Genomic DNA, 13,071 nt, shown 5'->3' on the forward strand with positions numbered 1-13,071 from the left:
CATGCCCACACCCTCGACGACCACCGCAGCCGGCCACCTTCTCGGCCCCGAGACCCTCCGAGCCCCCTCCGCCCCCGTCCCCGCCCGTCCCGTCAGAACCGCCGTCATCGGCACCGGCGGCATCGCGCGCGGCCGTCACCTCCCCGCGCTGACGCTGCTCGCCGCGGAGGGCTGGACGGAGGTCGTCGCGGCGGTCGACATCGACCGTGCCGCCGTCGAGGCGTTCTGTGCGGAGGGCGGGATTCCGTACGCGTACACCGACATGGGCCGGATGCTGCGTGAGCAGCGGCCCGACCTGGTGACGATCTGCACACCGCCCACACTGCACCGCGAGCAGACGGTCGCCGCGCTGCGCGCCGGTGCCTGGGTGTGGTGCGAGAAGCCGCCCGTGCCCACGCTCGCCGACTTCGACGCCGTCGAGGCCGCCGAGGGCACAGCCGGTGGGCCGTACGCCGCGTTCGTCTTCCAGCACCGGTTCGGCTCGGGCGCCGCCCATGTGCGCCGGCTGCTCGCCGAACGGGCCATGGGCCGGCCCCTGGTCGCGCACTGCCAGACCACCTGGTACCGCAACGCCGCCTACTACGCCGTGCCTTGGCGTGGCCGCTGGCACACCGAGGGCGGCGGGCCCGCCATGGGGCACGGCATCCACCAGATGGATCTGCTGCTCGATCTGCTCGGGCCGTGGAACGAGGTGCGCGCGATGGCCGGCCGGCTGGTGCACGACGTGGAGACCGAGGACGTCTCGACCGCCCTGGTCCGCTTCGGGAACGGCGCGCTGGCGACGGTCGTGAACTCCGTCCTCAGCCCCGACGAGGTGAGCCGTATCCGGGTCGACTGCGAGCGCGCCACCGTCGAACTCACCCACCTGTACGGGCACGCCAACGCCGACTGGCGGATCACGCCGGCACCGGACGTGCCGGCCGAACAGGCCGAAAAATGGCGTGACTTCGGCGTCGACGTGCCGAGCTCGCACCTGGCGCAGCTGCGTGAGCTGATCGCCAGCATGCGGGTCGGCGAACGGCCGCGCAGCAGCGGCCCGGACGGGCGCAAGAGCCTGGAACTGATCACCGCGCTGTACAAGTCGGCCTTCACCGACGCGACCGTCCGGCGGGGCGAGATCGGGCCCGGCGACCCGTACTACACGGCCCTGCACGGGGGCGCGCCCGCCTGGGCGCCCGTCGCCGGCCGGGCCGCCGCGCATCAGGAGGTGCCCGCATGACCGGTCCGCGCATCGCCCACGCGCACGGCGACCGGATCACGGTCACCGAACCCGCCACAGGCGTCGCCCTGTTCAGCTATGTCTACCGGCCCGAGGCGGCCTGGGAGGCGCCGAAGCCCTACCTGCACCCCGTGCGGACCCTGGGCAACGCCGTGGTCACGGACTACCGGCCCCACGACCACCGCTGGCACAAGGGCCTGCAGCTGACGGCCTCCCACCTGTCCGGCCAGAACCTGTGGGGCGGCAACACCTACGTGCACGGCGCGGGCTATCTCGCCCTCCCGGAGCGCGTCGGTTCCATGGCGCACGCCGGTTTCGACGAGGTCGCCTCGTACGGCACCCACGCAGTGATCGAGGAACGGCTCACCTGGCATCCGTACAGCGGCGAACTGTGGGCCGACGAGCGGCGCCGCATCGAGGTGCACGACATCGACCCGGCGGCGGGCTCGTGGGCGCTGACCTGGAGCAGCGCCGTCACCAACCGGCGCCACGAGCCGTTGTTGTTCGGCAGCCCGACCACCGAGGGGCGTGAGAGGGCCGGCTACACGGGCCTGTTCTGGCGGGGACCGCGCGCCTTCCGCGAGGGGCGCGTCCTCGGGCCGGACGGCGAGGGTCCCGGTCTGATGGGCCGGCAGGCGCCCTGGCTGGCGTACACGGGCGAACACGACGGCATCGACGGCCACGCCACCGTCGTGTTCGCGCACGCCCCGGAGAACGACCACACCGGTGCCGGCGGTGGCCACCCCGCCCACTGGTTCGTCCGCAGCGAGCCGTTCGCGGCCGTCGCCCCCTCCTGGGCGTTCCACGACGAACTGGAACTCGCCCCGGGCGACACCCTCGCCCGCCGCTACCGGATCGTCGTCGCCGACGGTGCCTGGGAACGCGATCGGATCGCCAAGTACCTGGAGGAGCACCCGTGGTGAGCACCGAGGGGATGCCCGACGCGTTCGCCGGACTGCCGGGCGGCGTCGCCGTGTCGCACCTGTCCGTCTACGACTGGCAGGCCGCGGACGGGGTGTGCGGCGGAACTCCCCACCTGCATCTGGCCTGTTCGGAGGCGTACGTCGTCACCGGCGGCCGCGGCGCGGTCCAGACGCTCACGGCGTCCGGGTACGGGGTCACACCGCTGGCCGCGGGGACCGTCGCCTGGTTCACGCCGGGCACGATCCACCGGCTGGTCGACGACGACGGCCTGCGTATCACCGTGCTGATGCAGAACAGCGGGCTGCCGGAGGCGGGCGACGCGGTGCTCACCCTGCCGCCGCCCTACCTGACCGACCCGGAGATGTACGCAGCCGTCACCACGATCCCGGCGGACGCGTCCGTAGCCGAGCAGGAGCGCGTCGCCCGCGCCCGGCGCGACCTCGCCCTGGAGGGCTACCGCGTGCTGCGCGCGTCCGGCCCCGAGGCGCTTGCCGAGTTCCACCGGGCCGCGGGGGCGCTGGTACGGCCCCGGCTCGCCGAGTGGCGCGAGCGCTGGCGGCGGGGTGCAGCCGCGGCGGCGACGGCGACGGGGGAGCAACTCGACCGGCTGGAGCGGGGTGACGTGTCCCACTTGGCGGACGCCCTGGTGAGGGCGGAGCGGCCCGTCGGGCGAGGGAGGTTCGGGATGTGCGGGCGGCTCGACGTCTACGACGTCCCCCCGGCCGCCGGGTGAATTGCTCACGAGTGTGGGCGACCCCGGCCGGGGCCTACGCCGTCGCCGGGCCCGTGACGGTCCAGCCCGGGGACTGGGGGTGGGGGGTCAGGTCGCCGTGCTGGACGGTGTCACCGCAGGACCGGCAGGTGACCTGGGGCACCAGTTCGTGTCCGCAGCTGTGCTCCAGGACCATGGGGCGGTCGCCCCTCCTGAGGTGGCGGTCGCCCCAGTCCATGAGGGTGATCAGGACCGGCTGCAGTTCGAGACCCGCCTGGGTGGGCAGGTACTCGAAGCGCTGCGGGCGCTCGCTGTAGGCGCGCTTGGTCAGGATCCCGGCCTCGACCAGGCGGCGCAGCCGGGTGGCCAGGATGTCGCGCGGGGCGCCGATGTTGCGCACGAGCTGGTCGAAGCGGCCGTTTCCCAGGCACACCTCCCGCAGCACCAGCAGGGAGTACTTCTCGCCGACGAGCGCCAGGGCGTCGGCGATCGAGCAGGGGCGGGGGTCCTTGGTGGCGGCCATGCGGCTCAGTCTACGTGAGGGTTTGATTTTCCAACTGGCGGAGTTATGGTGAGTTCGGAATTCCTACTCACTGGTAATCGAGCCGTTGCTCGCCCCGGCGGCCAAGGAGGCCCGCAGCATGCGTGACGCAGTCATCGTCGAAGCCGTACGCACCCCGATCGGCAAGGGCAAGCCGAACGGCTCGCTCGCGCACGTCCACCCCGTCGAACTCCTCGCCCACACCCTGCGCACCCTTGTCGAGCGCTCCGGCGTCGACCCGGCCCTGATCGACGACGTCATCGGCGGCACCGTCGACCAGGTCGGCGAGCAGGCCATGAACACCACCCGGTACGCCGTGCTGTCGGCGGGCTTCCCGGAGAGCGTTCCCGCGACCACCGTCGACCGGCAGTGCGGCTCCTCCCAGCAGGCCGTGCACTTCGCGGCGCAGGGTGTCCTGTCGGGTGCTTACGACATGGTGATCGCGTGCGGCGTCGAGTCCATGAGCCGCGTCCCGATGTGGTCGAACGTCCCGCCCGGCAAGGACCCGTTCGGCCCCGGCGTCGCCGAGCGCTACCCGGAGGGCCTGGTCCCGCAGGGCATCAGCGCCGAGCTCATCGCCGCCAAGTGGTCCCTCACCCGCGCGCAGATGGACGCCTTCGCCGTCTCGTCGCACCGGAAGGCGGCCGAGGCCTGGGACGCCGGCCTGTTCGACGCCGAGGTCGCGCCCCTGGACGGGGTCGCGCGCGACGAGTGCGTACGGCCGGGCAGCAGCACCGAGGTCCTGGCCGGCCTCCGGCCCGCCTACCACGACCCCGGCTTCGCCGAGCGCTTCCCGCAGATCGAGTGGAACGTCACCGCGGGCAACGCGAGCCCCGTCAACGACGGCGCCTCCGCCGTCCTGATCACGTCGGGGGAGACCGCCGCCCGCCTCGGTCTGCGCCCCCTCGCCCGGCTGCACAGCTTCGCCGTCACCGGTTCCGACCCGCTGCTGATGCTCACCGGCGTCGTCCCGGCGACCGAGAAGGTGCTGCGCAAGGCGTCCCTGACCCTGGACGACATCGACCTCTTCGAGGTCAACGAGGCCTTCTCCAGCGTCGTGCTCGCCTGGCAGCAGGAGACCGGTGCGGACCTGGCCAAGGTCAATGTGCACGGCGGCGCCATCGCCCTCGGCCATCCGCTCGGCGCCAGCGGCACCCGGCTGACGACCACGCTGGTGCACGCCATGCGGGAGCGCGGCGCGCGCTACGCCCTGCAGACGATGTGCGAGGCGGGCGGGCTGGCCAACGCGATGATCCTCGAAGCCCCGTAGCCTCCGGGAAGGCGTCGGGCGCGGCAGGGCTTCCGGGAACGCCTCGGCCGAGGTGGGGCTTCCGGGAACGCGTCAGCCGAGGTGGGGCTTCCGGGAACGCGTCAGCCGAGGTGGGGCTTCCGGGAACGCGTCGGCTGCGGTAAGCCTTCCCAGCTTGCGTCAGCCGCGGCGCCCAAGGGCGCGTCAGCCGCGGTGCTCCATCTGAGCGTGCGTCAGCCGCGCAGGTGGTGGCGCTTGCGCCAGGCCACCACCGCGCCCGCCAGCCCCGGAATCGCGATGGCGGCCATCGCGATCAGGAACACCGGCGACGTCGGCGTCGAGGCCCGGGCGCCGGCGACGACGTACGCGGCGGTGTTCGGCAGCGAGCCGAGCGCCGTCGCGAGCAGGAACGGCAGCCAGCCCATCTTCGAGACCGCGGCGCAGTAGTTCGCGGCCCAGAACGGCACGCCCGGGAAGAGCCGCACCGCGAGCATCGAGCGGAAGCCGTGCCGGCTGAACTGCCGGTCGACGGTCTTCAGGAACTTGCCGCGCAGCAGCGGACGCAGTGCGTCCTGACCCAGGAACCGGCCCAGTCCGAAGGCGATCCCGGCGCCGATCACCGAGCCGCCGATCGCCGCGGCGATGCCCAGCTCGGAGCCGAACAGCGCCCCCGCCGCCAGATTGAGCAGCGGACGCGGCACGAACGCCACGGTGATCAGGCCGTAGGCGACCGCGAAGACCATCGCCGCCACGACGCCGCCGAGCTGGGGCGGCCAGCCGTGCGCGAGCAACCGCTGCGGCTCGAAGAGCAGCACCGTCGCCGCGGCCCCGACCAGCAGCGCGACCAGCACGGAGAAGCGGGCCCAGGGCGACAGCAGGAGTCTCGCGCACCGGGCGGCGAAGCCGCGACGGACGGCCGCGGCGCCCCCGGGAACAGGGACGGCGGCGGCGAGGTCGGTGGCGGTGACCGCGAGTTCGGTGGCAGTGGCCCGGGGAGAGGCCGGTGCGGTGCCCCCAGAGCGGGTGTGGGCATCGAGCATTCGGCGACACTAACCGACGGATATGTGTGATCGCCGTATGGTTCGTCTCATGAGCGTCACAGGTGCGCGAACGGCGGGTGTCCCGCGCAGCCCCCTCGCCGACACGCTGATGCAACGGCTCACGGCCACGTACTCCGCCGCGGCCGACCCGGCGCGCGCGGCGCCCATGCAGGCGTACATGAAGGACGTCGCGCCCTTCCTCGGTCTGGCCACGCCGGTGCGCCGCGCCCTGTCCCGCACGGTCGTCGAGGGCACCCCACGCCCGGACGAGACCGACTGCACCGCCGTGGCGCTGCGCTGCTGGCAGTTGCCCGAGCGCGAGTTCCACTACTTCGCCGTCGACTATCTGCGCCGTCATGTGAGCCGCTGCTCGTCCGGTTTCCTGCCCGTCGCACGGCACCTCGTCACCACCGTCCCGTGGTGGGACACCGTCGACCTGCTCGCCGCGCATGTGGTGGGGCCGCTGGTGGCCGCCGACGCCGGGCTCAAGGCCGACATGGACGCGTGGATCGCCGACGACGACCTGTGGGTCGCCCGGACGGCCCTGCTCCACCAACTGCGCTACAAGGAGCGCACGGACACCGAGCGCCTCTTCGCCTACTGCCTGCGCCAGTCCGGGCACCCGGACTTCTTCATCCGCAAGGCGATCGGCTGGTGCCTGCGGGAGTACGCCAAGACCGACCCCGACGCCGTACGAGCCTTCCTCGCGCGGGAGTCCGGGCGCCTCGCGCCGCTGTCGGTGCGGGAGGCCCTGAAGAACATCGGGCCCTGACCCGTGGCGCCCGCCTCCCGCCCAGGCGCGTGCGCCGCCCGATAAATCGGTCGACGCGCGAGACGGTGTCGGCGAGTATCGACCTCATGTTCCGGCACGCCTTCCACCTCGCAGCATCCGCGGTCGCGGATGCCCCGAAGGCTGCCGTCCTGAACCTCCCGGCCGCTGTCGACGGCGCCCGAAGCTGACCCTCCCCGGATCGTCCGGCGGACCCCGCAGGGGGAGGGTCGGCCGGTCACCGGGGTCCCCGCCACCATCGAGACGCTTCGAGGTATCGCCATGCCCAAGACGGCTTACGTGCGCACCAAACCGCACCTGAACATCGGCACCATGGGTCACGTCGACCACGGCAAGACCACCCTGACAGCCGCCATCACCAAGGTCCTCGCCGAGCGCGGCACCGGTACGTTCGTTCCCTTCGACCGCATCGACCGGGCCCCCGAGGAGGCGGCGCGCGGCATCACCATCAACATCGCGCACGTCGAGTACGAGACCGACACCCGGCACTACGCGCACGTCGACATGCCCGGCCACGCCGACTACGTGAAAAACATGGTCACCGGCGCGGCGCAGCTCGACGGGGCGATCCTCGTCGTCTCCGCGCTCGACGGGATCATGCCGCAGACCGCCGAGCACGTGCTGCTCGCCCGCCAGGTGGGCGTCGACCACATCGTCGTCGCCCTCAACAAGGCGGACGCCGGCGACGAGGAGCTCATCGACCTCGTCGAACTGGAGGTGCGGGACCTGCTCACCCAGCACGGCTACGGCGGTGACTCCGTCCCGGTCGTACGGGTCTCCGGGCTACGGGCGCTGGAGGGCGACCCGCGGTGGACGGCGTCCGTCGAGGCGCTGCTGGACGCGGTGGACACCTACGTGCCGATGCCCGAGCGGTACCTGGACGCGCCGTTCCTGATGCCGGTGGAGAACGTGCTCACCATCACCGGGCGCGGCACGGTCGTCACAGGGGCCGTGGAGCGTGGCACGGTGCGGGTCGGAGACCGGGTCGAGGTGCTCGGGGCCGACGTGGCGTCCGTCGTCACCGGCCTGGAGACCTTCGGCAAGCCGATGGACGAGGCGCAGGCCGGGGACAACGTGGCGTTGCTGCTGCGCGGGGTGCCCCGGGACGCCGTGCGCAGGGGGCATGTGGTCGCCGCGCCGGACAGTGTGGTGCCGCGACGGCGGTTCTCCGCGCAGGTGTACCTGCTGTCGGCGCGTGAGGGCGGGCGTACGACGCCGCTCTCCACCGGGTACCGGCCGCAGTTCTACATCCGTACCGCGGACGTGGCCGGTGACATGGACCTCGGTGAGGTGGGAGTCGCGCGGCCCGGCGACACCGTCACCGTGACCGTGGAGCTGGGGCGCGCGGTGCCGCTGGAGCCCGGCCTCGGCTTCGCGATCCGCGAGGGCGGGCGGACGGTCGGCGCGGGCACCGTGACGACGGTGGGCTGAAGCCGCCCGCAGCGTGCGGGGCCGCCTTCGAGGAGGCGGCCCCGTAACGTTCACAGACTCGCGTCGCGGTGGGCCGGCCGGCCGTCCAGGACGGTCAGCAGCACCGGTACGCCGGGCAGTTCGGTCGCCGGCGTGGTGAGCGGGTCCGCGGCGAGGACCGTCAGGCCGGCGCGCTGCCCGAGGGCGATCCGGCCGGCCTTCCGCTCCACGCCGGCGTCAGCACCCTCTACACCGGACCGGTCGCCCACGCGCTCGGCGGCGTGGCCTCGCCGTGCCCGCCGGCCTCGTCGCCGCCTCCGCCCTCTACGCGACGTTCGCGCGCACCGCTCGCTCCCGCGCGTGATCGCGTCGCCGCACACCCCGGCACAATGGAGCCCGTGAGTGAGTCGATACCCGTCAGCCGACCCGTCGATCACGGCACCGCCAAGCTGATGCCGGACGTCGACCGGGAGCGGGCCTGGCTCCTCACGGTCGACGGGGCGCCGCAGTCCTACGTCGACCTCGACGAGCCGACGCATCTGGAGTTCGAGTACATGCGGCGGCTCGGCCATGTGCTGGACGGTGTCGCGGAGGCAGGCCGGCCGCTCGACGTGCTGCACCTCGGAGGCGGCGCCCTCACCCTGCCGCGCTACGTGGCGGCGACCCGGCCCGGTTCGCGACAGGACGTCGTGGAGGCCGACCGGGGGCTGGCGGCGCTGGTCGGTGAGCATCTGCCGGTCGGCGAGGGGTCCGGGATCGCGGTGCACGTCGCCGACGCCCGTGACTGGCTGGCCGGTGCCCCGGCGGACTCGGCGGACGTGATCGTCGGTGACGTCTTCGGCGGTTCACGGGTGCCGGCCGGTTTCACCTCCGTCGGCTACGCCCGGGAGGTCGAGCGGGTGCTGCGTGCCGACGGGATCTACCTGGCCAACCTGGCCGACGCCGCGCCCTTCGCCTTCCTCCGCTCCCAGCTGGCCACGTTCGCCACCTTGTTCCAGGAACTCGCGCTGATCGCGGAACCGGCCGTGCTGCGCGGGCGCCGGTTCGGCAACGCGGTGCTGGTCGCCGCCCACCGTCCGCTCGACACTGCCGCCCTGGCCCGGCGCACCGCCGCCGACGCCTTCCCGGCCCGCGTCGAACACGGGCCCGCCCTGCGCGCGTTCATCGGGCAGGCCCGGCCGGTCAGGGACGAGGACGCCGTACCCTCACCCCAGCCCCCCGACGGGGCGTTCGGCCTCGGCTGAGCCGGCGGGCGCGCCCTTGGCCGCCACCTGGTGGGTACGGCGACGCAGGTTCCGTACGTCCGGGACGCACAGCACCGCCGCCGTGACCACCACCACGAGCGTCGCGCAGCCCCACAGCGCCGCCGTCCGTCCGAACGCCACCTCGGCGGGACCCGCCATGGCCGTCGCCAGCGGCACCATGGCCACCGAGCCGAACCAGTCGTACGCCGTGACGCGCGAGAGCTTGTCCTCCGAGATCTCCTGATGGAGGGCGGTCATCCAGGAGACGCCGAAGATCTCCAGGGTCACCCCGGTCAGGAACATCACCGCACACAGTCCCCAGACCGGCACCGGCACCGCCAGCGCGGCGGACGGCAGCGCCAGCGGGAAGACCCCGAGGGTGCCCGCGAGGAGCAGCCGGCGTGGCTTCCAGCGAGTCATCAGCAACGCGCCGACGACCGTGCCCCCGGCGAAGAAGCCCAGTGCCAGGCCCCAGGGCGCCGCCCCGCCCAGATGGTCCCGGGCGACCAGCGGGCCGTAGACCGCTTCGGCGGCGGCCACCACCGCGTTCGCGATCGAGAACTGCACGACGACGCCCCAGAGCCAGGGCCGCCCGGCGACCTCCCGCCAGCCCTCCCGCAGATCGGCGATCAGCCCGCCGCCCCGCTCGCGCGGCGGGATGTGGCTGACGTCGAGGAACGCGCGCAGCGCCCCGGCGACGGCGAACGCGGCCGCGTCCGCGGCCAGCACCCAGCCGGGGCCGATCGCCGCCACCATCGCACCGCCGAGGGCGGCACCACCCAGGGCGGCGCCCTGCATCGCCATCCGGAACACCGCGAACGCCCGGCTCACCTGATCGCCCTGCACGGAGGACATCAGCATGCCCTCGGCGGCCGGGCTGAAAAACGCCTGTCCCGTTCCGCCGAGCGCGCTCAGCAGCATCATGTGCCACAGCTGGGCCTCGCCGGCCAGGACCAGTACGGCGAACAGCGCCTGCGAGACACAGTTGAGGGCATTGGCCGCGACCATCACGTGGTGCCGGGGCAGCCGGTCCGCGACCGCGCCGCCGATCAGCAGGAAGAGCACCAGCGGCAGGGTGCGGGCGGCGGCCACGAGGCCCACGTCACCGCCGTCGCCGCCCGCCTCCAGCACCGCGAAGGCGGCGGCGACCAGCGCGCCGTTGCTCCCGAGGTGGGTGACGACCGCGGCGGCGGTCAGCAGGCTGTAGTTGCGCCCCGCCCAGGCGGGTCTGCGGGGGCGGGAAGCTCCGGCTGCGGTGTTCACCGGCCGACTATCACCGCCCGACCCCCGACTTGCCAAACCGATTGTCCGTCAGCCTCCGGTGGGCTCCCCGTGCAGCCGCACCGTGCTCAGGATCTGCATGATGGTCGCCTTGGGCACCTCGCCCGTCACGCCCTTGGCGCCGTAGAAGTTCCACGACACGAAGTCGCCGGCGGAGTTCTTGAAGCCGAACGTGACCGCCTTGCCGTCGCTGGCGCACTTGCCCTTCTGGGGCGTGTTCGTCGACTCGGCCCAGGCGATGCTGCCCTCGATGCCCGACTTGGTGGTGTAGGGCTCGGCCTTCTCCTCGAACTTCATGCTCTTCTTGTCCGGCTGGGTGTAGCCGCCGTAGACCCACCAGGGCACCGTGTTGATGGCGACCTCGTCGGTGTCCTTGGCGCCGTCGGCACCCTTGGTGCCCACGGCGGCCAGGTGGGTGTCCTCGGTCCGGCCGTCCTTGTTCTCGTCGGTCGTGCACCACTTCGACTTGTAGTACGCCGGTGCCGACATCACGATCAGCGGTTCGCCGCTGTCGGACTTGTCGTCCTCGAAGCCGATGGTCACCCCCGGCGACTCGACCTCCCAGTCCGCCGGCACGTCGAAGGCGACGCCGCGCTTGGGGTTGATGACGACCTTCCAGCCGTCGATCGTCGGCTTCTCGGTCTCGCTGCTGCGCGGGTTGTCGTCCGACCCCGGCGCGGAGTCGCTCGGCTCCGCGGAGTTCGACGGCGACTGGCTCGTCTTCGCCTTGTCGCCGCCGTCGGCCTTGTCGTCCTTGTCACCGCCGAGGACCAGGAAGCCGGTGACACCGGCGGTCACGACCACGGCGGTGGCCGCGATGATCGCTACCAGCTTCGTCCGGTTGCCGCCGCCGCTCCCGCCGGGCTGCGGCTGCGGCGGTCCCATCGGCGCGGGCGTGCCCCACTGCGGCTGCTGCGCATACGGGTTGGGCTGCTGGTATCCCGACTGCTGATACGGATTCGGCTGCTGGTACCCCGGCTGCTGGTACGGGTTGTTCTGTCCCTGCGGGTTCTGCTCGCCCCCGGGCGGCTGCTGTCCTGGCCACATGAGCGGTAACCCTAGTGGGGCCGGGGACACGATTCGGTCACCGGGTTTTGTCAGGGACGTAGCAATTCAGGATTCGGGGGGCGTGGCGTACGGCCGTTACCGCGCCGAGGACCTGGCGGACCGGCACCTCCGGCACCTCCGGCGTGCCGGGCTGCGGTGGTGGATCCAGGACCTGGGTCGTCGTGACCAGCCCTGGCCTGGGACCCCTCACTCTGGTCAGTCTGCACTACTCGTGGGTAACATGCGGCCATGAGCGCAGATCAGATGTCGATCGGCGAGTTGCTCGCCGCCACGGTGCCGATGGTTCGGACGCTGAACCTGGAGTACCTGGAGACCACTCCGGAGAAGGCCGTACTGGCCCTGCCGGATCAGAGCGAGTACCGCAATCACGTCGGCGGGCCGCACGCGGGTGCCATGTTCACGCTGGGTGAGTCGGCCAGTGGCGCGATCGTGCTGGCCGCGTTCGGCGACCAGCTCTCACGCGCCGTGCCGTTGCCGGTGCATGCCGAGATCGCGTTCAAGAAGATCGCCCTGGGCCCCGTCACGGCCACCGCGACCCTCGGCCGCCCCGCCGCCGAGGTCGTAGCCGAACTGGACGAGGGCAAGCGCCCCGAGTTTCCGGTGGCCGTCGCCATCCAGCGGGAGGACGGTGCGGTCACGACGGAGATGACCGTGGTCTGGACGTTGCGTCCCAACGGCTGACGGGGCTCCTGAAAGGGGGCGGAGCTCCCTGGCGTCATGGCGAAGTGGGCGTCAGGGATTGCTGCGAGAGGCTCTTGCCGACGGCAGGAACAGCTGGGGGACGAGCCCTTCTGCGAGGGCTTCTTCCTGCTCCTGGCGGGATGGCGTCGACGCGAAGGAAAAGGTGAGCAGCATGGCCGTACTTCTCTTGTCCCTCGCCCTCCTGCTCGTCGTCGGCGGATGCGTCTGCATCGTCCGGGCGGCGCGGGGCGGCCCACGCTGGGTGCGCGTGGTGGCCGCCGTGACCGTCGGGGCGGGCGAACTGGTCAGCCGGTCGGGACGATCGCGTCAGCGGTGGGGTGGGGATTCGGGCTCGGGCGACTAGACGCCGTCCGGCGGTCCCAGGCGGCTCGGCTCCTGCATGCCCGGTCAGCGTCTGTGGCTGCACGGCCCGGAAGGGGACGGCATCGCGGCCAGGGGCGATCGTGCCGCCGGCCTGTCCGGGAGCGAGCGGCGGCTCGTGGCACCGATGAGTCCTGTGTTCCGTTGCGGTCTATGTGTCCAGTGGCCGGGCCGTCGGGCGGTCACGCCGGACATCACCCTCAGGTGAGTAGCCGCGATGCGAGGAGTAACCGTGATCATCATTGCCGGGAAGTTGTGGGTGGACGCCGCGGACCGCGACGCCTATCTGGCCGGATGCTCGAAGGTCGTCGAGCAGGCCCGTGCCGCCGCAGGTTGCCTTGATTTCGCCCTGTCCGCCGACCTGATCGAGCCGGACCGGATCAACGTGTACGAGCGTTGGGAGACCGACGAGGCTCTCACCCGCTTCCGTGGCGCGGGTCCGGAGCCCGAGCACGCGGCTCAGATCCGCGACGCGGAAGTGAGCAAGTACCGAATCTCCGCGGTCGAGGCCCCGTAGCCCTTGCGGCCGTC

Annotated in this window: 15 protein-coding genes; 10 read left to right on the forward strand and 5 right to left on the reverse strand. The window is 72.4% G+C overall.

Annotated elements, in window-relative coordinates:
- The first annotated feature begins 1 nt into the window (after position 1).
- The 3 genes from ACIHCM_RS12870 to ACIHCM_RS12880 are packed head-to-tail and all read left to right on the forward strand — an operon-like array spanning position 2 to position 2,876.
- The gene (locus ACIHCM_RS12870) at positions 2-1,219 is read left to right on the forward strand and encodes a Gfo/Idh/MocA family protein (RefSeq protein ID WP_399893572.1); all 1,218 of its coding nucleotides are present in this window, start codon (positions 2-4) and stop codon (positions 1,217-1,219) included.
- Positions 1,216-2,142 carry a PmoA family protein gene (locus ACIHCM_RS12875; protein WP_399893575.1) on the forward strand — a complete coding sequence of 309 codons (927 nt, stop codon included), beginning with the start codon at positions 1,216-1,218 and terminating at the stop codon, positions 2,140-2,142. Before ACIHCM_RS12870 ends, ACIHCM_RS12875 begins: the two co-directional genes overlap by 4 nt.
- An 11-nt stretch (positions 2,143-2,153) precedes the next feature.
- On the forward strand, positions 2,154-2,876 hold the full coding sequence (locus ACIHCM_RS12880) for a cupin (protein WP_399894592.1): 723 nt from the start codon (positions 2,154-2,156) through the stop codon (positions 2,874-2,876).
- 34 nt (positions 2,877-2,910) lie between these two features.
- Here the strand turns inward: ACIHCM_RS12880 and ACIHCM_RS12885 are convergent, their stop codons facing one another.
- Positions 2,911-3,378, reverse strand: a complete 468-nt coding sequence (locus tag ACIHCM_RS12885; protein WP_399893578.1) for a winged helix-turn-helix transcriptional regulator — start codon at positions 3,376-3,378, stop codon at positions 2,911-2,913.
- A 118-nt stretch (positions 3,379-3,496) separates the two neighbouring features.
- On the opposite strand from ACIHCM_RS12885, the gene ACIHCM_RS12890 reads away from it, so the two are divergent.
- The gene (locus ACIHCM_RS12890; RefSeq protein WP_399893580.1) at positions 3,497-4,666 is read left to right on the forward strand and encodes a thiolase family protein; all 1,170 of its coding nucleotides are present in this window, start codon (positions 3,497-3,499) and stop codon (positions 4,664-4,666) included.
- 212 nt (positions 4,667-4,878) lie between these two features.
- Here ACIHCM_RS12890 and ACIHCM_RS12895 read toward each other — a convergent pair whose 3' ends face one another.
- Positions 4,879-5,685, reverse strand: coding sequence for a TVP38/TMEM64 family protein (locus ACIHCM_RS12895; RefSeq protein ID WP_399893583.1), 807 nt, complete (start codon positions 5,683-5,685; stop codon positions 4,879-4,881).
- 49 nt (positions 5,686-5,734) lie between these two features.
- On the opposite strand from ACIHCM_RS12895, the gene ACIHCM_RS12900 reads away from it, so the two are divergent.
- Together ACIHCM_RS12900 and tuf are read left to right on the forward strand one after the other, a co-directional pair.
- The gene (locus ACIHCM_RS12900) at positions 5,735-6,457 is read left to right on the forward strand and encodes a DNA alkylation repair protein (RefSeq protein WP_399893586.1); all 723 of its coding nucleotides are present in this window, start codon (positions 5,735-5,737) and stop codon (positions 6,455-6,457) included.
- A 279-nt stretch (positions 6,458-6,736) separates the two neighbouring features.
- Positions 6,737-7,906: an elongation factor Tu gene (tuf, locus tag ACIHCM_RS12905; RefSeq protein ID WP_399893589.1), complete on the forward strand. Its 1,170-nt coding sequence runs from the start codon at positions 6,737-6,739 to the stop codon at positions 7,904-7,906.
- A 50-nt stretch (positions 7,907-7,956) separates the two neighbouring features.
- Here tuf and ACIHCM_RS12910 read toward each other — a convergent pair whose 3' ends face one another.
- Positions 7,957-8,115 (reverse strand): hypothetical protein, encoded by a 159-nt coding sequence (locus ACIHCM_RS12910; protein WP_399893592.1) that lies wholly within the window; start codon positions 8,113-8,115, stop codon positions 7,957-7,959.
- A gap of 168 nt (positions 8,116-8,283) precedes the next feature.
- Between ACIHCM_RS12910 and ACIHCM_RS12915 the strand changes: the two genes are divergently transcribed.
- On the forward strand, positions 8,284-9,129 hold the full coding sequence (locus ACIHCM_RS12915; RefSeq protein ID WP_399893594.1) for a spermidine synthase: 846 nt from the start codon (positions 8,284-8,286) through the stop codon (positions 9,127-9,129).
- On the opposite strand, the gene ACIHCM_RS12920 is transcribed toward ACIHCM_RS12915, so the two are convergent.
- Complete coding sequence (locus ACIHCM_RS12920) at positions 9,091-10,392, reverse strand: MFS transporter (protein ID WP_399893597.1); 1,302 nt, start codon at positions 10,390-10,392, stop codon at positions 9,091-9,093. The genes ACIHCM_RS12915 and ACIHCM_RS12920 overlap by 39 nt on opposite strands.
- A gap of 48 nt (positions 10,393-10,440) precedes the next feature.
- On the reverse strand, positions 10,441-11,457 hold the full coding sequence (locus ACIHCM_RS12925) for a hypothetical protein (protein ID WP_399893599.1): 1,017 nt from the start codon (positions 11,455-11,457) through the stop codon (positions 10,441-10,443).
- A gap of 264 nt (positions 11,458-11,721) precedes the next feature.
- On the opposite strand from ACIHCM_RS12925, the gene ACIHCM_RS12930 reads away from it, so the two are divergent.
- From ACIHCM_RS12930 to ACIHCM_RS12940, 3 genes are all read left to right on the forward strand, one after another.
- The gene (locus ACIHCM_RS12930; RefSeq protein ID WP_399894595.1) at positions 11,722-12,159 is read left to right on the forward strand and encodes a DUF4442 domain-containing protein; all 438 of its coding nucleotides are present in this window, start codon (positions 11,722-11,724) and stop codon (positions 12,157-12,159) included.
- Between the two features lie 172 nt (positions 12,160-12,331).
- Positions 12,332-12,523: a hypothetical protein gene (locus ACIHCM_RS12935; RefSeq protein ID WP_399893602.1), complete on the forward strand. Its 192-nt coding sequence runs from the start codon at positions 12,332-12,334 to the stop codon at positions 12,521-12,523.
- Between the two features lie 249 nt (positions 12,524-12,772).
- On the forward strand, positions 12,773-13,057 hold the full coding sequence (locus tag ACIHCM_RS12940) for a putative quinol monooxygenase (RefSeq protein WP_399893605.1): 285 nt from the start codon (positions 12,773-12,775) through the stop codon (positions 13,055-13,057).
- The last annotated feature ends 14 nt before the right edge of the window (positions 13,058-13,071 follow it).

Origin of the sequence: Streptomyces sp. NPDC052023, from assembly GCF_044548465.1 — a bacterium.
Lineage (GTDB): Bacteria > Actinomycetota > Actinomycetes > Streptomycetales > Streptomycetaceae > Streptomyces.